This is a genomic window from Planomonospora sp. ID91781, assembly GCF_015711595.1.
GTDB classification, from domain to species: Bacteria; Actinomycetota; Actinomycetes; order Streptosporangiales; family Streptosporangiaceae; genus Planomonospora; species Planomonospora parontospora.
The window spans coordinates 2,523,417-2,544,641 of sequence record NZ_JABTEY010000002.1; the positions used below are offsets into that span (position 1 = coordinate 2,523,417).

Annotated in this window: 17 protein-coding genes; 10 read left to right on the plus strand and 7 right to left on the minus strand. The window is 71.7% G+C overall.

The genetic code is table 11. The features are described 5' to 3' along the window. Positions 1–124: 124 nt before the first annotated feature. The 4 genes from HS048_RS30265 to HS048_RS30280 all read right to left on the minus strand — a co-directional run bounded on the left by HS048_RS30265 (position 125) and on the right by HS048_RS30280 (position 4,142). Positions 125–1,900 (minus strand): biotin carboxylase N-terminal domain-containing protein, encoded by a 1,776-nt coding sequence (locus tag HS048_RS30265; RefSeq protein ID WP_196469568.1) that lies wholly within the window; start codon positions 1,898–1,900, stop codon positions 125–127. Further along, entirely contained in the window at positions 1,900–2,094 is a 195-nt protein-coding gene (locus HS048_RS30270; protein WP_068904226.1) for an acyl-CoA carboxylase subunit epsilon, read from the minus strand. Before HS048_RS30270 ends, HS048_RS30265 begins: the two co-directional genes overlap by 1 nt. After that, entirely contained in the window at positions 2,094–3,638 is a 1,545-nt protein-coding gene (locus HS048_RS30275; RefSeq protein ID WP_196469569.1) for an acyl-CoA carboxylase subunit beta, read from the minus strand. Before HS048_RS30275 ends, HS048_RS30270 begins: the two co-directional genes overlap by 1 nt. A 165-nt stretch (positions 3,639–3,803) precedes the next feature. Next, positions 3,804–4,142, minus strand: a complete 339-nt coding sequence (locus HS048_RS30280) for a hydroxyisourate hydrolase (protein WP_068904228.1) — start codon at positions 4,140–4,142, stop codon at positions 3,804–3,806. A gap of 317 nt (positions 4,143–4,459) precedes the next feature. Here HS048_RS30280 and HS048_RS30285 point away from each other — a divergent pair, with 317 nt between their 5' ends. The 7 genes from HS048_RS30285 to HS048_RS30315 all read left to right on the plus strand — a co-directional run bounded on the left by HS048_RS30285 (position 4,460) and on the right by HS048_RS30315 (position 14,278). After that, the gene (locus tag HS048_RS30285; RefSeq protein WP_157237516.1) at positions 4,460–4,606 is read left to right on the plus strand and encodes a hypothetical protein; all 147 of its coding nucleotides are present in this window, start codon (positions 4,460–4,462) and stop codon (positions 4,604–4,606) included. A 666-nt stretch (positions 4,607–5,272) separates the two neighbouring features. After that, the gene (locus tag HS048_RS30290) at positions 5,273–8,371 is read left to right on the plus strand and encodes a BTAD domain-containing putative transcriptional regulator (RefSeq protein WP_068904261.1); all 3,099 of its coding nucleotides are present in this window, start codon (positions 5,273–5,275) and stop codon (positions 8,369–8,371) included. A 72-nt stretch (positions 8,372–8,443) separates the two neighbouring features. Next, the gene (locus HS048_RS30295; RefSeq protein ID WP_307832701.1) at positions 8,444–9,295 is read left to right on the plus strand and encodes a metallophosphoesterase; all 852 of its coding nucleotides are present in this window, start codon (positions 8,444–8,446) and stop codon (positions 9,293–9,295) included. 180 nt (positions 9,296–9,475) lie between these two features. Continuing rightward, a complete protein-coding gene (locus tag HS048_RS30300; RefSeq protein ID WP_068904229.1) occupies positions 9,476–10,267 on the plus strand; it encodes a thioesterase II family protein in 792 nt (263 codons plus the stop codon). Next, positions 10,267–11,034 carry an ABC transporter ATP-binding protein gene (locus HS048_RS30305; protein WP_068904231.1) on the plus strand — a complete coding sequence of 256 codons (768 nt, stop codon included), beginning with the start codon at positions 10,267–10,269 and terminating at the stop codon, positions 11,032–11,034. The genes HS048_RS30300 and HS048_RS30305 overlap by 1 nt, the downstream gene beginning before the upstream one ends. After that, a complete protein-coding gene (locus tag HS048_RS30310) occupies positions 11,034–13,610 on the plus strand; it encodes an FtsX-like permease family protein (protein WP_068904233.1) in 2,577 nt (858 codons plus the stop codon). The genes HS048_RS30305 and HS048_RS30310 overlap by 1 nt, the downstream gene beginning before the upstream one ends. A gap of 443 nt (positions 13,611–14,053) precedes the next feature. Next, positions 14,054–14,278 (plus strand): hypothetical protein, encoded by a 225-nt coding sequence (locus tag HS048_RS30315; RefSeq protein WP_196469399.1) that lies wholly within the window; start codon positions 14,054–14,056, stop codon positions 14,276–14,278. A gap of 150 nt (positions 14,279–14,428) precedes the next feature. On the opposite strand, the gene HS048_RS30320 is transcribed toward HS048_RS30315, so the two are convergent. Next, entirely contained in the window at positions 14,429–16,024 is a 1,596-nt protein-coding gene (locus HS048_RS30320; protein WP_068904236.1) for an MFS transporter, read from the minus strand. Positions 16,025–16,122: 98 nt separating this feature from the next. Here HS048_RS30320 and HS048_RS30325 point away from each other — a divergent pair, with 98 nt between their 5' ends. Next, positions 16,123–16,737 carry a TetR/AcrR family transcriptional regulator gene (locus HS048_RS30325; RefSeq protein WP_068904238.1) on the plus strand — a complete coding sequence of 205 codons (615 nt, stop codon included), beginning with the start codon at positions 16,123–16,125 and terminating at the stop codon, positions 16,735–16,737. Positions 16,738–16,790: 53 nt separating this feature from the next. On the opposite strand, the gene HS048_RS30330 is transcribed toward HS048_RS30325, so the two are convergent. Next, a complete protein-coding gene (locus tag HS048_RS30330) occupies positions 16,791–18,338 on the minus strand; it encodes an AMP-binding protein (RefSeq protein WP_068904240.1) in 1,548 nt (515 codons plus the stop codon). A gap of 110 nt (positions 18,339–18,448) precedes the next feature. Here HS048_RS30330 and HS048_RS30335 point away from each other — a divergent pair, with 110 nt between their 5' ends. Further along, positions 18,449–18,697, plus strand: a complete 249-nt coding sequence (locus HS048_RS30335) for an acyl carrier protein (protein WP_068904242.1) — start codon at positions 18,449–18,451, stop codon at positions 18,695–18,697. 72 nt (positions 18,698–18,769) lie between these two features. Here HS048_RS30335 and HS048_RS30340 read toward each other — a convergent pair whose 3' ends face one another. Then, a complete protein-coding gene (locus HS048_RS30340) occupies positions 18,770–19,717 on the minus strand; it encodes an ACP S-malonyltransferase (RefSeq protein WP_068904244.1) in 948 nt (315 codons plus the stop codon). Between the two features lie 271 nt (positions 19,718–19,988). Here HS048_RS30340 and HS048_RS30345 point away from each other — a divergent pair, with 271 nt between their 5' ends. After that, positions 19,989–21,170, plus strand: coding sequence for a cytochrome P450 (locus tag HS048_RS30345; RefSeq protein WP_230881931.1), 1,182 nt, complete (start codon positions 19,989–19,991; stop codon positions 21,168–21,170). The last annotated feature ends 55 nt before the right edge of the window (positions 21,171–21,225 follow it).

A 21,225-nucleotide genomic window follows, 5' to 3' on the forward strand; every position in this document is an offset into this window, starting at 1 on the left:
TGGCCGTCCGGTCGGCGCGCTCGACGCCGCCGGACGATCTCGAGGTTTCAGGCGTTCGACGCCCTCGGCGTTCTCAGGCGCCTCGACGTTCTCAGGCGCCCTGGCTTCGACGCCCTCGGCGTTCTCAGGCGTCCTTGATGTCGCAGAGCACCGCGCCGGAGGTCACCGTCTGCCCCACCTGCGCGCCCAGCCCGGTCACCGTGCCCGCCTTGTGCGCGGTCAACGGCTGCTCCATCTTCATCGCCTCCAGCACCACGATCGTGTCCCCGGCCGCGACCACGTCACCGTCGGCCGCCACCACCTTCACGATCGTCCCCTGCATCGGGCTCACCAGCGCATCCCCGCCGACGGCCTTCTTCGCCGCGCCGCCGCCCCCGCGCCGCCGCGGCGGCGCGGCCGAGGAAGCACGGCCCGCTCCCGTAGCGGGCAGGCCCAGACCGGCCGGGAGCACGACCTCCAGCCGCTTGCCGCCCACCTCGACCGTGATCCGCTCCCGCTCGCCCGCCTCCCCGGCCGCCGCATCGGCGGCAGGCCCGGCGTACGGCGCGATGGTGTTGGCGAACTCGGTCTCGATCCACCGCGTGTGCACCGCGAACGGCTCATCCCCCACCGGCGCGAACGCCGGGTCCTCCACCACCGCCCGGTGGAACGGCAGCACGGTCGGCATGCCGTCGATGGTGAACTCGGCCAGGGCCCGGCGGGCGCGCTGCAGCGCCTGCTCCCGCGTGGCGCCGGTCACGATCAGCTTGGCCACCAGCGAGTCGAACGCCTGCGGCACGGTCATCCCGGTCTCGTACCCGGCGTCCAGCCGCACGCCCGGCCCCGACGGGGTCCGCATCGCGGTGATGGTGCCCGGGGCGGGCAGGAAACCCCGCCCGGCGTCCTCGGCGTTGATCCGGAACTCCAGGGAGTGCCCGCGCAGCACCGGATCGCCGTAGCCGAGCTCCTGGCCGTCGGCGATCCGGAACATCTCCCGGACCAGGTCGATGCCGGCGACCTCCTCGCTGACCGGGTGCTCGACCTGCAGCCGGGTGTTGACCTCCAGGAACGAGATCGTGCCGTCTTGACCGACGAGGAACTCACACGTGCCCGCGCCGACGTAGCCGGCCTGGCGCAGGATCGCCTTGGAGGAGGTGTACAGCAGCTCCAGCTGCTGGTCGGTCAGGAACGGGGCGGGGGCCTCCTCCACGAGTTTCTGGTGGCGGCGCTGCAGCGAGCAGTCGCGGGTGGAGACCACCACGACGTTGCCGTGGGCGTCGGCCAGGCACTGGGTCTCCACGTGCCGGGGCCGGTCCAGGTAGCGCTCGACGAAGCACTCGCCGCGGCCGAAGGCGGTCACCGCCTCGCGTACCGCCGACTCGTACAGCTCGGGGATCTCGGCCAGGGTGCGGGCGACCTTGAGGCCGCGGCCGCCGCCGCCGTAGGCGGCCTTGATCGCGATGGGCAGGCCGTGCTCGGTGGCGAAGGCGACGACCTCGTCCGCGTCGGAGACGGGGTCGGGGGTGCCGGCGACCAGGGGGGCGCCGACGGCCTGGGCGATGTGGCGCGCCTGCACCTTGTCGCCGAGTGCGGTGATCGCGGCGGGGGGCGGGCCGATCCAGGTCAGGCCGGCGTCGAGGACGGCCTGGGCGAAGGCGGCGTTCTCGGCGAGGAAGCCGTAGCCGGGGTGGACGGCGTCGGCGCCGCTTCGGGTGGCGACGGCGAGGAGTTTGGTGATGTCGAGGTAGGTCTCGGCGGGGCTGTGGCCGTCCAGTGCGTAGGCCTCGTCGGCGACGCGGACGTGCAGGGCGTCGCGGTCGGGGTCGGCGTAGACGGCGACGCCGGTCAGGCCGGCGTCCTTGCAGGCGCGGGCGATTCGCACGGCGATCTCACCGCGGTTGGCGATCAGGACTCTGCGGATCACGGCGCCCGCCTCCCCGCCGTCCAGGAACGCGGCGACCGGTAGCCGTGCGGCTTCCAGCGGGGCGCGGGCGGGAGCGCGCGGGCGTCCTCCCCGTCCCGGCCCGCGGCCGTCCGGTACAGCACGCAGATCAGTGCGGAGAGTTCCTCCGGCGTCGGGTCTCCCGCCACGACGCGCAGTATGCGGTCGTCCATCACATCGGGGGGTTTCCGTGCTTGCGCTCGGGCGCGGGGACGTGCTTGGCCTCCAGCAGCCGGAGCGAGCGGACCAGGGTCGCCCTGGTCGTGCGGGGATCGATGACGTCGTCCACCAGCCCTCGTTCCGCGGCGTAGTAGGGATGCATGAGGGTCCTCCTGTAGTCCTCGACCCGGACGGCGCGCTGCGCGGCGGGGTCGGCGGCGGCGGCGATCTCCCGGCGGAAGACGACGTTGGCCGCCCCCTCCGCGCCCATCACCGCGATCTCGTTCGTGGGCCAGGCGAAGGAGAGGTCGGCGCCGATCGACCGGGAGTCCATCACGATGTAGGCGCCGCCGTACGCCTTGCGCACGATCACCTGGATGCGCGGGACGCTCGCCGCGCAGTAGGCGTACAGCAGCTTGGCGCCGTGCCGGATGATCCCTCCGTGCTCCTGGTCGGCTCCCGGCAGGAAGCCCGGGACGTCGACGAGGCTCACCAGGGGGATGTTGAACGCGTCGCACATCTGGATGAAGCGGGCGCCCTTCTCCGACGCCTTGATGTCCAGCACGCCCGCCAGGTGGGCGGGCTGGTTCGCCACGACTCCCGTCACCCGGCCGTCGAAGGCGGCCAGCCCGCAGATGAGGTTGGGCGCCCAGCCAGCGTGGAACTCGAAGAACTCCCCGTCGTCCACGATCTCCGCGATCAGCCGGGACATGTCGTAGGACTGCGTGGGGTCGGCGGGCACCAGGTCCAGGAGCGCGTCGTTGACCCGGTCGGGCGGGTCCGCGGAGGCGATCCGCGGAGGCAGCTCCCTGTTGTTGGCGGGCAGCAGGGAGAGCAGGTGGCGCACGTCCTCCAGGCACGAGACCTCGTCGGGGTAGACGAACCCGGCCACACCGGAGAGGGCGCCGTGCACCTGCGCGCCGCCCAGCGCGTTGTGGCTGATGTCCTCACCCGTCACCGCCCTGACGACGTCGGGACCCGTGATGAACATCTGGGCGGTGTCCTGCACCATGAACACGAAATCGGTGAGGGCCGGCGAGTAGGCCGCCCCGCCCGCGCACGGCCCGAGCATCACGCTGATCTGCGGGATCACTCCGGAGGAGCGCACGTTGCGCTGGAAGATGCCGCCGTAACCGGCCAGTGCCGTGACGCCTTCCTGGATCCGCGCGCCCGCCCCGTCGTTCAGGCTGATCAGCGGCACGCCCGCGGCCTCGGCGAGGTCCATCGTCTTGTGGATCTTCTCGGCGTGCGCCTCGCCCAGCGCCCCGCCGAAGATCCGGAAATCGTGGGCGTACACCATCACGTCGCGCCCGTGGACACGTCCCCACCCGGCCACCACGCCGTCGGTGTGCGGGCGGCGCCGTTCCAGGCCGAAGCCGGTCGCGCGGTGCCTGCGGAACGCCTCGACCTCCACGAACGAGCCGTCGTCCAGGAGCACGTCGAGCCGTTCCCGCACCGTCAGCTTGCCCTTGGCGTGCTGCCTGGCCGTGGCCTCCCGGTCGGGGCCCTCGTGGACGCTGTCCCGGAGCAGCTCCAGTTCCGTCACCCGGTCGCGCATCGACTCCCGCGGCAGACCGTCGACCCGGACCGGGACGGCTCTGATCTCTTTCTCTACACGCATGCGGGTCTCCTCAACGCTGCGAATAGATCACACGGTAGGAAGGAGGAGAGACCGGTCACACCCCTAGCCGCCCCGTACCGGGGCCGTCCGTCCGCGGGCCCCTCAGGCGCACGAACCGAAATAGGTCGAATAGGCGGACGGGGAGAGCGTCACCTGGATCCGGTAGGAATGCGCCGCGTCCGCGATCCGGAACATGACGCTTATCTCCGGGTAGACGGCGCTCAGCCCGAGGCCGGCGAAGTAGTGGTCGCTGTCGAAGGCGATCCGGAACAGACCACGTTCGAAATCCATGCCGCTCCAGTCGTCGACACAGCCCCTGCTGTCGGTCTCGGCGCCGGCCACCACCGTCCAGACGTCGTCGACGACCTGCTCCAATCGCGCCCGCACTCCGGCGGCCGAACGCCCATACACACCATCCAACGCCTGCACGGTAATGCTCATCTCTAGTGGAACACCAATCTGCCGGAGCCTGCGGCTACGGACCGGCTCGCGAAAAGGCCCGGGATCCTCCCAGGCGTCACCGGAGGCGACGGGGCTCGCCGGTCAGGCCCTCCGGCCAGCGTGCCCGATCCCGCTATCAGGAGGGCTTCGCACTGCTATCCACGGGCGGCTCCCGGTTGTGCGGACGCCTTGAGCTGCTCTGATGGCACGGTAGAAGCGATCGGATACCGGGCGGATGGCGGGGTTTCCTAGATTCGGGACAACAACAGCGGCGGCCCGCTCCCCTGGCCGCGCGAGTCGACGACAAGAGGTCGAAGATGAAAAAGAACGTCCGCACCCGGATCATCCGAATCGCCGCCGCCGCGGCCTTCCTCACCGTGGTGACCATTCCCGCGAGCGGTGCGGCCGCTGCTTCCGCCCCGGCCCCGGCCGGCCCCGCCTACTGCTGCTCCCCCTGGCCGTGATCTGCAATTCAATCGCCCCGGTATTTCATTCCGTGAAACACCGCCGGAACCACGGATATAATCTTCGGAAAAAACGGTGTGCCGGGTGACGGTTTCGCCGGGGACGGAATTCCGTCTTCGCCGGCGGCTACCCGCTGACGGGAAGTCGCGATGACAGGGTTCTTTTCCGATCATTACTCAGCGTTGTCAGACCCGGGCGGGATGGCGGGAGTCCACAGGATCCGCCGCCGCCTTCCCCCCGGACGTCGCGCCGCGGCGGCGCACCCGCCCCGCCCCGCACCCGGACTCTCGTCACGGAGAGTGATCGATCTCGGTTGCGGGGCCGGTCCGCCCGGCCGGGCCGAACGAAGGTGAAACCGCAATATTCCACGACGCAACCAATAGGCGCGGCGCCCGCTTCACCGTCCCGCCCCGGCGCCCGTCGGCCTTTGACAACCCCTCTGAACTCGTCCGACACGACATCAACCGGGTTGTGCTGGCGTACATAGCACCTAACAAGTAATATTCTCCGCGAAAGCTGTTAAAGCGCGTACGGCCTCTCCTGCACGGTGATCCATCCACCATGCGGGGGAGATCCACACGGGATGAGCGCTGCACTTCACCACCCGTCGAGCAGTGAGAACTGCGCGCACGGGCGGGGGAAGCTTTCCTCAAGGAGAAATGCGGGTGGAGTTTCACATTCTGGGCCCTCTTGAGGCCACTCTCAACGGCCAGAGGGTGGACCTCGGGGGCGCCAGGCAGCAGACCGTGCTCGCCGTACTCCTCCTGGACGCCAACCGCGCCGTCACCGTCGGGCGGCTCATGGAGGCGATCTACGGTGACGACCCGCCGACGACGTCGCGGGCCCAGATCCAGATCTGCATCTCCACGCTCCGGCGGCTGCTCGCCTCCCACGGCAGCCCCGACATGATCTCCACGCAGTCTCAGGCCTACTCCGTCCAGGTCCCCGACGACCGGCTCGACTCCCGCCGCTTCGAGAACCTCGTCCTGCGGGCGCGGCACGCCCGCAAGGAGAGCGACCGCGAGGGGGCCGTCACCCACTACCGGGAAGCGCTCTCCCTGTGGCGCGGGCCCGCGCTGGACGGCATCGAGAGCAGGCTCGTCCAGTCCGCCGCGAGTCGGCTCGACGAGCACTGGATCTCCACCACGGAGGACTGCATCGACCTCGAGCTGGACCTCGCCCGCCACCACGAGGTGGTCGGCGAGCTCGCCGCGCTCACCGAGCGCCATCCGCTCCGCGAGCGGCTGCGCGCCCAGCTGATGATCGCGCTGTACCGCTCGGGCCGGCAGGCCGAGGCGCTGCAGGTCTACCGCAGGGCCAGGCAGGTGATGATCGACGAACTGGGACTGGAGCCCAACGAGCGGCTCCAGCAGCTGGAGCACGCCATACTCACCTCCGATTCGAGTCTCGACCTGCCGGTGCAGCCCGTGCTGCTCACCCCCGAGACCCCGTCCGCCGTCCCCCGCCTCCTGCCCACCGACATCGCCGACTTCACCGGGCGGACCAAGCAGATCGACGACATCCGGCAGCGCCTGACGGCCTCCGTCGAGGACCGCTCCAGCTTCGCCGTGCCGATCATCGTCCTCGTCGGCAAGCCCGGGATCGGCAAGAGCACGATCGCGGTGCACGTGGCCCACTCCGTCGTCGAGGAGTACCGCGACGGCCAGCTCTTCGCCGACCTGCACGGCGGCGCCTCCCGCCCGGTCGGCCCGATGGAGGTGCTCGAACGGTTCCTGCGCGCGCTCGGGGTGGTCGGCACCGCGGTCCCCGACGGCCTGGAGGAACGCGCGGAGATGTACCGCGCCCTGCTCGCCGACCGCCGGATGCTCATCGTGCTGGACGACGTGGGCAACGAGGGCCAGGTCCTGCCGCTGCTCCCCGGCAGCCCCGCCTCCGCCGTCATCGTCACCAGCCGGAGCAGGCTCACCGGCCTGGCCGGCGCCGTCCACGTCAACGTCGACGTCTTCGACTCCGCCCAGGCTATGGACCTGCTCGCCCGCATCGCCGGGGCCGACCGGGTGCAGTCGGAGACGGGGGCCGCCACGGCGCTGGCCAGGCTCTGCGGGCGGCTGCCGCTGGCCCTGCGCATCGCGGGCGCGAGACTCTCCGCACGTCCTCACTGGAGCATCGGGCAGCTGGTCGAGCGGCTCGAGGACGAGACCCGCAGGCTCGACGAGCTCAAGCACGGCGAGATGGGCATCCGGGCGAGCATCTCGCTCACCTACGAGAGCGTCGGCGAGGAGGCGCGGCGGCTCTTCCGGCGGCTGGCGGTCCTGGAGTCGCAGGTGTTCTCCGCCTGGGTCGGCGCCGCGCTGCTGGAACGGCCGCTGCCCGAGGCGCAGGACCTGCTGGACGACCTGGCGGACGCGCAGCTGGTCGAGCCCACCGGGACCGGGCAGGGCGTGCACACCCAGTACCGGTTCCACGACCTCATCCGGGTGTTCGCCAGGGAGCGCCTCGCCATCGAGGAACCGGCCGCCGAGCGCAGCGCGGCGCTCGCCCGGGTGCTCGGCGGCCTGCTCTCCCTGGTGGACGCGGCCCGCCGCCGCGAGTACGACAACCGCATGCTGATCTCCAGCACCACCGCCGTCTGGTCGCCCCCGGAGAAACTCGTCGACCAGCTGGTCGCCGCACCGCTCGACTGGTTCGAGCGCGAGCGCCCCATCCTCGTCTCCGGCATCCGGCAGGCCGCGCAGGCGGGTTTCAGCGAGATCTGCTGGGGGCTCGCCATCGGTGCGGCCACCTTCTTCGAGTCCCGGGTCTATCTGGACGACTGGAGGGAGACCCAGCAGATCGCGCTCTCCACCGCCCGCCAGGCCGGGGACGTGCGCGGCCAGGCCGCCATGCTGTACTCGATGGGCTCGCTCGCCAGCACCGAGCAGCGGTTCGACAACGCCCGCCGCGACTTCGAGGCGGCGGTCAGGTTGTTCGAGGAGATCGGCGACGACCAGGGCGTCGGCATGACCATCGCCAACGTCGGCTACCTCGACCGGATGAGCGGCCGGCTGGAGAGCGCCGCCGCCCGCTACGAGCAGGCCCTGGAGATCCTCCGCCGGACCGGCGACCAGACCACCCCCATCTTCGTGCTGCACAACCTGGCGCAGGTCAGGCTGGAGTGCGGTGACTCCGGCGGCGCCAAGCGGCTGCTCACCGAGGCGCTGCACCTGGTCCGGGGCGGTGTGAGCAGGAGGACCGAGGCGCAGGTGCTGCACCGGATGGGCCACACCTGCCTGCAGGCGGACGAGCCCGTCCTGGCGGTGGAGGCGTTCGGCCAGGCGCTGGAGGCCGTCCGCGAGATCGGCGACTCCACCGGGGAGACCTACATCCTGTACGGCCTCGGCATCGCGCGGATGCGGCAGGGCGACCTCGCCGAGGCGGGCAGCTCGCTGCGGTACGCGCTGATGCTGGCCAACGCCTCCGGTGAGCGGCTCGCGAAGGGGCGGACCCTGGCGGGCCTGGGCGAGCTGGCCCTGTCGGAGGAGAGCCCGGCGGAGGCCGTGGGCTACCTCCGGCAGGCGCTCTCGCTGTTCGGCACGATGAGCATCCCGCTCGACGAGGCGCACGCCCTCGGCATGCTCAGTGACGCGCACGCCGCGCTGGGGGACTCCGCGGAGGCCCGCACCACCCTGGCCGAGGCGTTCTCGGTGATCGACCGGATCGACCCGCCCGCCGCCCACCGCCTGCGCGTCCAGCTCACCGACCGCGTCCGGGAGCGGCGGCCGCACCCCGGGCCGTCCCCCTACACGGAGACCGGCGCCCCCTGACCGGGTCCGGCGCCCCCGTGATGTCGGCCGGGGGCGTTCTTCCCCGGCCGCACGGCCCCTACGCTCGCTGGTGTGACCGCTATCGAGAGAACGGGTGGCCGGCTGCTCGCGATCAGCGACCTCCACATCGCCCACGAGGAGAACCGGAAGGTCCTCGACGGACTGCTGCCGGATTCGGACGACGACTGGCTGCTGGTCGCCGGGGACGTCGGCGAGTTCACCGCCGACGTCGAGTGGGCGCTCCGCCTCCTCAAGGAGCGGTTCTCCACCGTGGTCTGGACGCCGGGGAACCACGAGCTGTGGACGCTGCGCGACGATCCGGTCCAGTTGCGCGGTGAGGCCCGCTACCGCCACCTGGTCGAGATGTGCCGGCGGATCGGCGTGATCACCCCCGAGGACCCGTATCCCGTCTGGACCGGGCCCGGCGGCCCGGTGACCGTCGCCCCCCTGTTCCTGCTGTACGACTACAGCTTCCGCCCGGCGGGGCTGTCGCAGCGGGAGGCGATGGAGTGGGCGCACGAGACGGGGGTGGTGTGCACGGACGAGTTCTTCCTCCATCCGGACCCCCATCCCAGCAGGGAGGCCTGGTGCCGGGCACGGGTCGAGGAGACCGAGCGCCGCCTCGCCGCCCGCACGCCCGGCATCCCGACGGTCCTGGTCAACCACTTCCCGCTGAACGCCGAGCCCACCCGGGTGCTGCGCCATCCGCAGTTCGCCCAGTGGTGCGGCACCGAGCTCACCCGGGACTGGCATCTGCGGCACGACGCCCGCGCCGTCGTCTACGGCCATCTGCACATCCCGCGGACCACCTGGCACGACGGGGTCCGGTTCGAGGAGGTCTCCCTCGGCTACCCGCGGGAGTGGCGCCGGTGGGACCGGCCCGGCTCGCCGTTGAGAACGGTGCTCCCCGTCCGGGGCGCGTGACCGGGACCGGCCGGAACAGGGGTCCGCGGCACCCGAATAGGGGGTCGTCCGCCTGGAGGCAGAGGCCTCCCTTATGGCTCAATGGAGAGCACCGAGAATGCGATTCCACATGCCTTTCCGACGCCGCTGGCCGACCGGGCTGACTCGCGGTGAACGGCACAGAGAGGATGCCGCACGAGCATGACAGACACGAACGTCGACACCAGTCCCTGGATCAGGCGGTTCCATCCCGCACCGGACGCCGGCGCCCTCCTGGTCTGCCTCCCCCACGCGGGCGGGTCCGCCCCGTTCTTCTTCCCCGTCTCCAGGGCGCTGTCGCCCTCGGTGGACGTGCTGGCGGTGCAGTACCCCGGCAGGCAGGACCGCCGCGGCGAGCGGTGCGTGGACGACCTGGACGAGCTGGCCGACCTGGTGACGCGGGAACTGCGGCCCGGGCTCGACCGCCCTGTCGCGCTCTTCGGCCACAGCATGGGCGCCACCCTGGCGTTCGAGGTCGCCAGGAGGCTCGAAGCCGAGGGCACCGTGCCGCTCGCCCTGTTCGCCTCCGGCCGGCGCGCGCCGTCCCGCCACCGCGAGGAGCGGGTGCACCTGACCGACGACGCCGGCCTCATCGCCGACCTGAAGCGGCTGAGCGGCACCGACGCCCAGGTGCTCGGCGACGACGAGATGCTGCAGGCGATCCTGCCGGCGGTGCGCAGCGACTACAAGGCGGCGGAGACCTACCGCTACCGGCCGGGCCCCCGGTTGAGCTGCCCGATCATCGCCCTCACCGGAGACGCCGACCCCCACGTGACCATGGCCGAGGCCGAGGCCTGGGGGGAGCACACGGACGCCGCGTTCACCCTGCGCGTGTTCCCTGGCGGCCACTTCTATCTCAGCTCCCACGCCGCAGCGGTGATGAGGGAGATCACGGACCACATCTCGGGCCGGGCCGCGCGCCCGCGGCAGGACGTACGGAGGGAACACCAGTGATGACCTCGGAGATCGACGACATCGTCCGTCTCGACGGCGTGCAGAAGGTCTACGGCAGGGGCAGCGGCACCGTGACGGCGCTCGCCGGGGTCACCGCGGCCTTCGGCCGCGGCACCCTCACCGCCGTCATGGGCCCGTCCGGATCGGGCAAGAGCACCTTCCTTCACTGTGCGGCCGGACTTGACCGTCCCACGTCAGGATCGGTCAGGTTCTCCGGGGAGGAGATCACCGGGCTCGACGAGGTCGCGCTGACCAAGCTGCGCAGGGAGCGGATCGGCTTCATCTTCCAGTCGTTCAACCTGCTGCCCTCGCTGGACGTGGTGCAGAACATCACCCTGCCGCTGAAGCTGGCGGGCCGCACACCCGACTCCGCGCTCGTCTCCGACGTGATCGCGCGAGTCGGGCTCGCCGACCGCAGGCACCACCGGCCGGCCGAGCTCTCCGGCGGCCAGCAGCAGCGGGTGGCGATCGCGCGGGCACTGGTCACCCAGCCTGCGGTGATCTTCGCTGACGAGCCGACGGGCGCGCTGGACACCCGTACCGCGCTGGAGGTGCTCGACCTGCTGCGCGACTCCGTCACCCGGGCCGGCCAGACCGTCATCATGGTCACCCACGACCCGGTGGCGGCGTCCTACGCCGACCGCGTCGTGTTCCTCGCCGACGGCCGGCTCACCGACGAGCTGCACCGCCCGACCGCCGAGGCGGTGGCGGACCGGATGACCCGCCTCGGCGCCTGGGACGCGCGTCCGGTGGGGGGGCGGCGCTGATGCTCGGCATCGCCTTGAGCAGCCTGCGGCACCGCGGGAGCGCCTTCATGGCCGCCTTCGTGGCCATGCTCCTGGGCGCCGCGGTCGTCTCCGCCTGCGGCGGCCTGATGGAGACGGGCATCCGGCTCGCCATACCGCCCGACCGCCTGGCCGCCGCCTCGGTCGTGGTGACCGGCGACCAGTCCTACGAGATCCCCCAGGCCGCACCCGCCGCGAAGAGCGCGGGCGGCGAGGAGGACGAGGAAGAAGAGGAGGAGGAGTCCGAGTGGGTCACGCTCCCCGAGCGCGTCCGGCTCGACGCCGGCGTGGCCGACAAGATCGCGGCCGTGCCCGGCGTCGCCAGGGCGATCGGTGACGTGTCCTTCCCCGCCGCGGTGGCGGACGGCCTCCGGGCGACCGGGCACGGCTGGGGGTCGGCGGAGCTGACGCCCTACACGGTCAGCAGCGGCACGCCGCCGACCCGGCCGGGCGACGTCGTGCTCGACGCGGGACTGGCCGCCGAGGCCTCGGTCGGAACCGGTGACCAGGTGCGGATCTCGGCCGGCGGGACCACCGGCACCTACCGGGTGAGCGGCCTCGTCACACCCCCCGACGACCGGGAGGTCGCGGAGGCGCCCGTGTTCTTCCTCTCCGCCGACGTGCAGAACCTCACCGGCCGCGGCGGGAAGGTGGACGCCGTCGGCGTCCTGGCCGCGGCGGGCGTCGACGCTGAGGAGCTCGGCGAGCGCGTCCGGACGGCGCTCGCCGGCCAGGGCGCGGTGGTGCTCACCGGCGACGAGCGCGGCAGGGCCGAGTTCCTGGAGTCGGCGGTCAGCAGCGAGAGCCTGATCACCCTGGCGGGGGTGTTCGGCGGGCTGCTGATCATCGTCGTGATCTTCGTGGTGGCCAGCACCCTGGGGCTCTCCGTCCACCAGAGGCAGCGCGAGATGGCGCTGCTGCGCGCGATCGGCACGACCCCCGGCCAGGTCCGCCGGCTGGTGCTGGGTGAGGCGATGGTGATGGCCGTGTTCGCCGCGGCGCTGGGCAGCGTGCTCGGCCCCTACCTCGGCGGCTGGCTGTTCGACCGGCTGGCCGGCGCCGGCATGGTGCCGGAGAAGGTGGTGTTCCACCAGGGCTGGATCCCCGCCCTGATCGCGGTGAGCGTGTCCCTGGTCACCTCGTTCGCGGCGGCTCTGGTGGCCGCCAGGCGCGCCGCGCTGGCCAAGCCGACGGAGGCGCTCGCCGACGCCGCCCTGGAACCCGTCAAGATCGGCTGGTTCCGCCCCGTCCTGGCGGTGATCTGCTTCGCCGGCGGCATCGCGCTGGCCATGGTGACCATGCTGGTCATGGAGGGTCCGCAGGCGGCCGCCACGGCGGGACCCGCGGTGCTGCTGTGGGCCATCGCGCTGGCGCTCCTGTCCCCCGTCATCACGAAGGGGATGGTCGCCGTGCTGAGCGGGCCGTTCCGCCGGATCTCCGCGCCGTCCGGCGAGCTCGCGGTGACCAACGCGCGGACCCGGATCGTCCGGGTGGCCGCCGCGGTGACTCCGATCATGCTCGCGACCGGGGTGGCCACCGCCAACCTCTACGTCCAGACCACCCAGGTCGCCGCGGGCGAGCGTGCCTTCGTCGAGAGCCTGCGGGCCGACGCCGTGGTGACCTCTCCGAGCGGAGGTCTCGCCCCCGGACTGCTGGACCGGGTCCGTGCCGTCCCCGGGGTCACCGCCGCGTCGGAGTTCGTCACCAGCACCGGCTTCGTCGAGAGCCCGTACGACGCCGGCACGCCCGAGGACGGCTGGCAGCTGCGCGGGGCCACCGCCGAGGGCGCGGCCCAGACCATGGCCATGACCGTCGCCTCCGGTGCGATCACCGATCTCCGGGGCGACACCGTGGCGCTGACGGCCGAGCACGCGCGGCGCCTGTCCCGGAAGGTGGGGGACACGATCACGATGCGGCTGGGCGACCGCTCGCGGGTCGACCTCAGGATCGTCGCACTGCTGTCCGCGGGACCGGGCGCCGAGACCGTCGTGCTGCCCGCCCGTCTGCTCGCCGCCCACACCACGGCCGGCCTGCCCACCCAGATCCTGGTGCGCACCACGCCCGACGCCGACCTGGACCGGCTGTCCGAGGCCATCGGCGGGCTCGGTGCGCAGGTCTCCGGCCGGGACGCCCTGATCGCCGCCCACGGCGAGCAGGAGCAGACCCAGGCGTGGGTGAACTACCTGCTGGTAGGGATGATCATCGTCTACACCGCGATCTCGGTGGTCAACACCCAGGTGATGACCACGACCCAGCGCCGCAGGGAGTTCGGTCTGCAGCGGCTCACCGGGGCCACCCCGCGCCAGGTGATGGAGATGACGGGCGTGGAGGCCGCGCTGGTGGCGGTCATCGGCATCGTGCTCGGCACCTTCGCCTCCCTGGTCAGCCTGGTCCCCTTCAGCATCGCGGTCAGCGGCACCCCGGTGCCCTCCGGCCCGGTCTGGATCTACCTGGCCGTGGTCCTCATCGCCACCCTGCTCACCCTGGGCGCCACCTGGCTGCCCACCTGGCTGGCCATGCGCGTCCGGCCCGCCGAGGCCGCCGTCGCCGCGTACTGACGCCGGCCCCGTCCTTCGTCCCGCCCCGGGAACGGGCCGGGACCCGCACCGCGCCGCCGTGCTCCTGCACGGCGGCGCTTCCACGTGCCGGGGGTAGCGTGAACGGGTTGACCTCCTCCCCCTCGTAAACGAGGGGGATTCCAACCGTCACCGGTCGGGCTTCCTGCTTCACTGCCGATCGCCCGCCGAGGAGGAGTCCTCTTGAGGTCTTACATCAGCTCCACAGGCGTTTCACCTCTCCGCCGGCCCGGCGGCGAGGGTGTTTCTGATCGTTCGTTCGGCGGCTTGGTTGTCATCGCCGCCGAACACCCTACCGAACCGTGCGATGTCGTGCGGCGTTTTGACGGCGGTTCGCCTGGCGGCGAAACGCCTGCCCCTGTCCTGCTCCGCAGAGGTCCGATTCCTCCCCCGCCTGAAGGCAGGGGTCTCCTCGGAGGTTACTGATGAGCAAGCCGTACCTCGACCCGCCCGAGTGGTATGCGACCCTGCCGACGATCTACACGTCGGCGTGCATGCTGCAGGCCGACGAACTCGACGCCGCCGAGTTCTTCAGCTGGGAAGACGCCGCGGCACGGATGCCGGACAACACCGCGGCGCGCATCCCTGCCGCCCGCCGCGCCCGCAAGAACGCCCGCACGGTCTACCTGCCGGCCGACAGCGCCTTGTAACGGCCGCGGGCTTCCGCCGGCACGGCCGCGCGGGCGGAGGAGACGGTCCCGGGGGTCGCGGCCCGGAATCGCGGGCTGGGAGACGGCGGAGGCCGGGACCCCGTGAGGGCTCTCACGGGGTCCCGGCCTCCCGGCGGGTGGTGCGGCGGCTCAGTCGGCGACCGGGGCGGGCTCCGCTTCCACCCCTGCGGGCTCGGGTTCCGCCACGGCGGCCTCCTCCTTCTCACCGGCGTAGGAGATGTGGCGCAGCCGGAGGATCGCGAAGACGGCGGCGGCGAGGGCGACGCCGATGCCCACCGCGGCGCCGAGGTTGAGGGAGCCGGTGAACGCCTCCCGGGCCACGGCGAGCACCGTGGAGCCGTCCTCCGCGGGCAGCCGGGAGGCCGCCGCGGTCGCCGCGCCGACGGTCTCGTACGCGCCGGGCGGCACCTCCGCCACCGGCCCGGCGGAGAGTCCCGCGGCGAACTCCCGGCTGTAGACGGCGGCGCCGACGCTGCCGAAGAGCGCGATGCCGAAGGCTCCGCCGAGCTCCTGGAAGGTCCGCTGCAGCGCGGCCACCGAGCCCGCCTGCTCCTCCGGGGAGACCGAGACCACCATGTCGGTCAGCAGCGGGATGACGGTCGAGACGCCGACGCCGATGGCGGCGATCCCGCCGATGGTGAGCAGCAGGTCGCGCTCCAGCGTCAGCTGGGACATCGCGGTGAACCCGGCGGCGACGACGAGGAACGCGGCCGCGATCACGTAGGCCGGCCGCACCCGGCCGACCAGGCTCGCGGCGACCGGCGCGCAGACGCCGGTGAGGACGGGGATGACGAGGAACCACAGCCCGGCTTCCAGCGGCCCCATGGACAGCACCTCCAGGAGGTACTGCGTGCTGAACAGCCCGAAGCCGATCACGCAGAAGAAGGCGGTGAAGGTGAGCGCCAGGGCCGGGCCGAACCCCCGGTGGGCGAACAGCGCGGTGTCGATCATGGGGTGCGGCAGCCGCGCCTGCCTGACCACGAAGACCGCGGCCAGGGCCAGGCCCGCCGTCACGCCCGCCGCGGACAGGGCGCCGAAGCCGTTCGCGGTGATCTCCTTGAAGCCCCACACCAGGGCGAACACCGCGAGGAGGGAGAGCAGCGAGCTGAGCACGTCGAACCTCTCGGTCCGGACGCGGGGCAGCCGGAACTCCGGGACCAGCAGGGGGATCAGGACGAGCAGGACGGCGATCACCGGGATGTTGATCAGGAAGATCGAACCCCACCAGAAGCTGTTCAGCAGCAGCCCGCTGACGATCGGGGCGACGCTGACGCCCGCCGCCACGCCGACCGACCAGATGGCGATGGCCGAACGGCGCTGCCTCTCGTCGTGGAAGACGTTGCGCACCAGCGCCAGCGCCGACGGCATGAGGGTCGAGGCCGCGAGGCCCTGCACCGCGCGGGCCGCGATGAGCATCTCGGTGGTCGCGGCGAACGCGACCGCGGCGGAGGCCGCGCCGAAGACGGCCGAGCCGATCAGCAGCATGCGCCTGCGGCCGATGATGTCGCCGATGTTCCCCATCGTGATCAGGAACGCGGCGAGCACGAACCCGTAGATGTCGATCATCCACAGCTGCTGCGTGCTGCTGGGGTTGAGGTCTGCCGCCATGGACGGGACCGCGAAGTACAGCACGGTGATGTCCATCGAGACCACGAACGGCGGGAGTGTGAGCGCGGCCAGGGCGATCCATTCCTTGCGCCCCGCCTGCGGACTGGTTCCTGTCATGCCCTCACCATACGTTTGTAATAGACGCTTGTATATGACTTACGTATATATGGTTCCTTGTCTAAGACGCTTGTCTTAGACAAGGTAGGATCACCGCCATGGGACACCGCGACGACCTGCTCACCGGCGCCAAGCGCTGTCTGGTCGAAAAGGGATACGCCCGCACGACGGCACGGGACATCGTGGCCGCGTCCGGCACGAACCTGGCCTCCATCGGCTACCACTACGGATCGAAGGAGGCCCTGCTCAACAAGGCGCTCATCGAGGCCGTGGTGGAGTCGGGCGACGAGCTCGGACGGGCCGTCGCCGCCGAGGCGGACGCCGACCCCGGCGCCGACCCGGTCGGCCGCTTCCAGGCCGTCTGGACGCGGATCATCCAGGAGTTCTCCGACCACCACGAGCTCTGGGCGGCCAGCCTGGAGATCTTCGGCCAGGTCGACCGCGTCCCGGAGATCCGCCAGGCCTACGCCGACGCCATCCAGGAGGGCCGCGAGGGCATGGCGGCGATGTTCCGCCGCATGTCCCCGGAGACCGGCGCGGAGTCGTCGCCGGCGGTCGGCTCGTTCCTCCAGGCGCTGGCGACGGGTGTCATGGTGCAGTGGCTGGTCGACCCGGAGCGGGCCCCCACCGGGCCCGAACTGGCCGAGGCCTTCCGGACCCTGCTGGCCTGGCAGCGGGGCGCCGCGGCCGGCGAGGGCCCCGCGCCGGAGTGAGACCGGGCCTGCGGCGGGCGGGGCCGGGCCCGCGACCGCCCGGCCGTCACGGGTCACCCGCCCACCGCCGGCGTCCGGCCCGCCGCCTCGGCCGCCAGCCGCCCCCGGTCCACCTTCCGGTTGGAGTTCAGCGGGAACTCCCCGACGTGGCGGTACTCCCTCGGCAGCATGCCCTTCGGCAGGCTCCGCCGGAGCCTGCGGGCGAGCTCGACGGGCGGGGCGGGCACCCCGGTGTAGAAGACGACGAGCTCGGTGCCGTTGGGGCCGGGCCGGGTCACGGCGACGGCGTCCTCGACGCCGTCGCACGACCGGATCTCGTGTTCGACCTCGGCGAGCTCGACCCGCCAGCCCTGGATCTGCACCTGGGAGTCCAGGCGCCCCAGATAGAGCAGTTCCCCGTCCGCCAGGCGCCGGACCCGGTCCCCCGTGCGGTACCACGCACGCCCGTCGTGCTTGAGGAACCGGCCGTCGTCGTCCTCGGGGTCGAGGTAACCCGCCGTCATCTGCGGGCCGGTGACGCACAGCTCGCCCTCGTCCTCGGCGAACCCGCCGCCCTCGGCGAGCAGGAGGTGGTCGTGCCCCTCGTGCAGCGCGCCGATCGGCACGAGGCCGTTGACGCCCAGGTCCGCGGAGGTCTCCGGCGACCAGCGGTGCCCGGTGACGGTGACGGTGAGCTCCGTCGGCCCGTAGAGGTTCTCCACCGCCGAGGCGGGCGCCGCCGCCTGCCAGTCCGCGGCGTCGGCGCACCGCAGCGCCTCACCCGCGAAAAAACTCCACCGGAGCGTCGGGAAGGCGCCCGGGGCCAGGCCGCCCGTCTTGCGGGCGACGGAGATGCCGGCCGGGGTGGAGAACCACACGGTCATCCCCCGCTCGGCGAAGAAAGCCGGCAGGTCCCGGTAGGCCTGCGCGGGGACGGGGTGCACGCTCGCTCCGGCGCCCCAGGCGCAGAACATGTCGAACATCGCGCAGTCGAAGTTCAGGTCGAAGGTCTGCGAGAAGACGTCGTCCGGACGGAAGTCGTACCGCTCGTCGAGGAGCCCGAAGTAGTGGTGCGTGCTGCCGTGGGTGATCGGCACGCCCTTGGGACGCCCGGTCGAGCCGGAGGTGAACAGGACGTAGGCGACGTCGTCGGCGCGGACCCGCGCCGGGGCGTCGAGGGCGTCGCCGCCGGAGACCGGGACCGTGCGGAGCCGCGTCCCCGCGTCGCCGCCGGGCGCGACGACGGGGAGGTCCAGGGAGGTCTCCGCCAGGGCCGCGAGCCCGCGCCCGTCGGCCAGCACCACCGACGCCCCGGCCGCCCGGAGCATGCGCTCGGTGCGGACCGCGGGGAAGTCCGGGTTCAGCGGCACCACGGTGGCGCCGGTGTAGAGGGCCGCGAGGATGCCGACGTACGACTCGATCCCCTTGCCCGCCAGGACGCCGACGGCCCGCGGGGGTTCCGCGGGGGCCGCCAGGAGCGCGCCCGCCCACCGCAGGGCCAGCCGGTGGGCCTCCTCGTAGGAGACGGTCTCCGCGCCGGCGCGGACCGCCACCCGCCCGGGTGAGCCGGACAGCCCCCGGAGAAAGCGCTCATGTAATCCGCATCCGATTGTCTCCGTCATTCTTCCTCCGGGAGGACAAGGGTTAACAAGGGTTGCCGTTCATGCGGAGCCGGTTCTACCTTCACAGCGAAGAAGTCCGGCGCACAGCCCCTGGAAGATTCGGAGCCATCATGTTGGAGAAGCAGTTCGAGGAAATTCTGCGCAGACATCTGCCGTTCATCTCCGCGGATGATGAGATGACCTGGGAAAGCGACCTCCGCGATCTCGGCCTGGACTCCGTTGGGATGGTCGACCTGCTCTCCCAGCTGGAGGGCGAATACCAGGTCAGATTCGTGGACGAGGCACTGGAAATGGAGACCTTCGCCACGCCGGGAACGCTCTGGGGCGCCCTCTCCCGGCTGATCGGCACACCGGCCTGAGCGAACGCGCGGAAACGCCGCCCGGAGTCCGCGGACCCCGGGCGGCGTTCTCCGTCCGGTCCGGCCGCCCATTCAGCCCGCCGCCCTCAGGCTCCGCGGTCTCAGGGCGACCCGCGGGGTGACCGGCACGACCTCGAAGCTGGAGGTGGTGCACCGGACGCGCCCGAAGAGCGCGTCCGGACCGGACACGTAGAGTCTCCGCACGTTCAGCCGTCTGAGCCCCGCCACGGCGCGCGGCCACCGCACGGGCTCCACGAACCCGTCCAGCAGCATCTCCCGCACGCCCTCACCCGTGTCGAGCAGCCGGCCGTCCTGGTCGGCGACGACCGGGATCCGCGGGTCGGCGAACCGGAGCCCGCCGAAGACCTCGCGCTCGACCTCGTCCCGCAGCGGGGCCAGGGCCCTGGTGTGCATGGGCGGGTGCATGGTGTACAGGGGCATGCCCCCGGCGGCGCGCAGCCGCCCGGTCAGCCAGTCGAGCCGCCCCCGCTCCAGGGTGAGCATGTGGAAGTCGTCGTCGACGTGGCAGGACAGGTCGTACCACTCCCCGCGCTCGTCCAGCTCCCGGAGGATCCCGTCGAGCCGCTCCTGCGGGGTGCGCGCGAAGGACTGGGTCACCAGGTCGCGGTGGTCGCGGGCGGTGTGCTCCTCCAGGGCGCGCGCGCACCGCAGGACCATCAGCACGCCCTCCTCGAAGGTCAGCGCGCCGGAGTAGACGGCGGCCACCTTCCCGCCGAAGCTGGGGCCGACGCAGACCTCGGGCCGGATGCCGAGCTCCTGCTCCGCCCACCGGGCCAGGGCCAGGCAGTTCACCATGAACGCGACCTGGGCGTGCTCGGTGTAGTCGCCCACCGAGTCGCGGTAGCGGTCGAAGAGGGAGTAGCCCAGGACGTCGTCGGCGCCGGCCATCAGCCCGCGCGCGACGGGGTTTATCAACATGAACTTCGCCAGACCGGCGAAGTCGGAGGGACCCATTCCAGGAAACATGATCGCAGGGTCCAGCTGGAGATCGGTCTTCATTCGTCTGCTCCCCGCTACGCGAACAGGGTTTGGCCGTCTCCCCAAGTCTCCATTCGGCGCGGCACGCCCATAACCCCTACCCGCCCCTATCCGGAATATCACACGGCCGTCGGATAAGGGGTCCCTAGGGGCTGACACGATTATATGCGCGCATATTCTTCTTAGCAGATTCGACGCGATTCCCGATCGACACCCCGGATCGAAAGGCGATCTCCAGATGACCGATTCCACCGGTCCTTCGGACAACGGTTCCGAGCCCAGCCCCTTTCCGATGGACAGGGGAACGTGCCCGTTCAGCCCGCCTCCCGAGTACGCCGGGATGCGCGCCGCCGGCACCCCCGCCAAGGTGAGGCTGCGCTGGTCCGGCAAGGAGGTCTGGGCGGTCTCCCGGCACGAGGACGTGCGGCAGGTGCTCAGCGACTCGACGATGAGCTCGAACTGGAAGCTGCCCGCCTACCCCCTCCAGGTCCCGGTGCCGGACGAGATGCTCCAGCAGCTGGAGCTCCCCCTGGTCGCCATGGACCCGCCCGAGCACAGCGCGCGGCGGCGCGTCCTCATCCCGGAGCTGACGGCCCGGCGGGCGCAGGCGCTCCGCCCCCGCATCCAGGAGATCGTGGACGAGCACATCGACGCCATGCTGGCGCAGGACGGTCCCGTGGACCTGATCCAGGCGCTGGCGTTCCCGGTGCCCGCGCTGATCTTCTGCGAGCTGCTGGGCGTGCCGGCCGCCGACAGCGACTTCTTCCGCCGGGTCGCCGAGACGCTGGTCAGGAGCGACGTCGAGCAGGAGGAGATGATCAGCGCCCAGATCGAGATGGAGGCCTACCTCGACAAGCTGGTCTCGGAGAAGGAGGCCTCCCCGGGTGACGACGTGATCAGCAGGATCATCGTCAAGAACCGTGAGACGCCCACGATCGAGCGTCGCGACATCCTCAACCTCGCCAAGAACCTGCTGTTCGGCGGCTTCGACACGACCTCGAACATGATCGCTCTGGGGGTGCTGGTCCTGCTGGAGCACCCGGAGCAGCTCGCCGAGCTGCGCGGTGACCCGGGGCTGGCCCCCAACGCCGTGGAGGAGCTGCTCCGCTACCTCAGCATCGCGGACTCCAGCCCGGCCCGCGCCGTACTCCAGGACGTCGAGATCGGCGGGACGCTGATCCGTGCGGGCGAGGGCGTCATCGCGCTCACCTCCTCGGCCAACCGGGACGAGAACGTCTTCCCCGACCCCGACAGGTTCGACATCCACCGGGACACCTTCGGCCACTCCGCCTTCGGCCACGGCATCCACCAGTGCCCCGGTGCGAACATCGTGCGGGTGGAGCTGGAGGTCGTGTTCACCACCCTCTTCGCCCGCATCCCGGAGCTGCGGCTGGCCGTGCCCCGGGAGGAGGTCTCCTTCAAGAGCCACACCCTCGTGCACGGCGTGAACGGCGAGCTCCCGGTCACCTGGTAGCCCGGCCCTGCGGCAGGAGCGGTACGGCTCCGCACGCGAGAAGGGACCCGCCGCA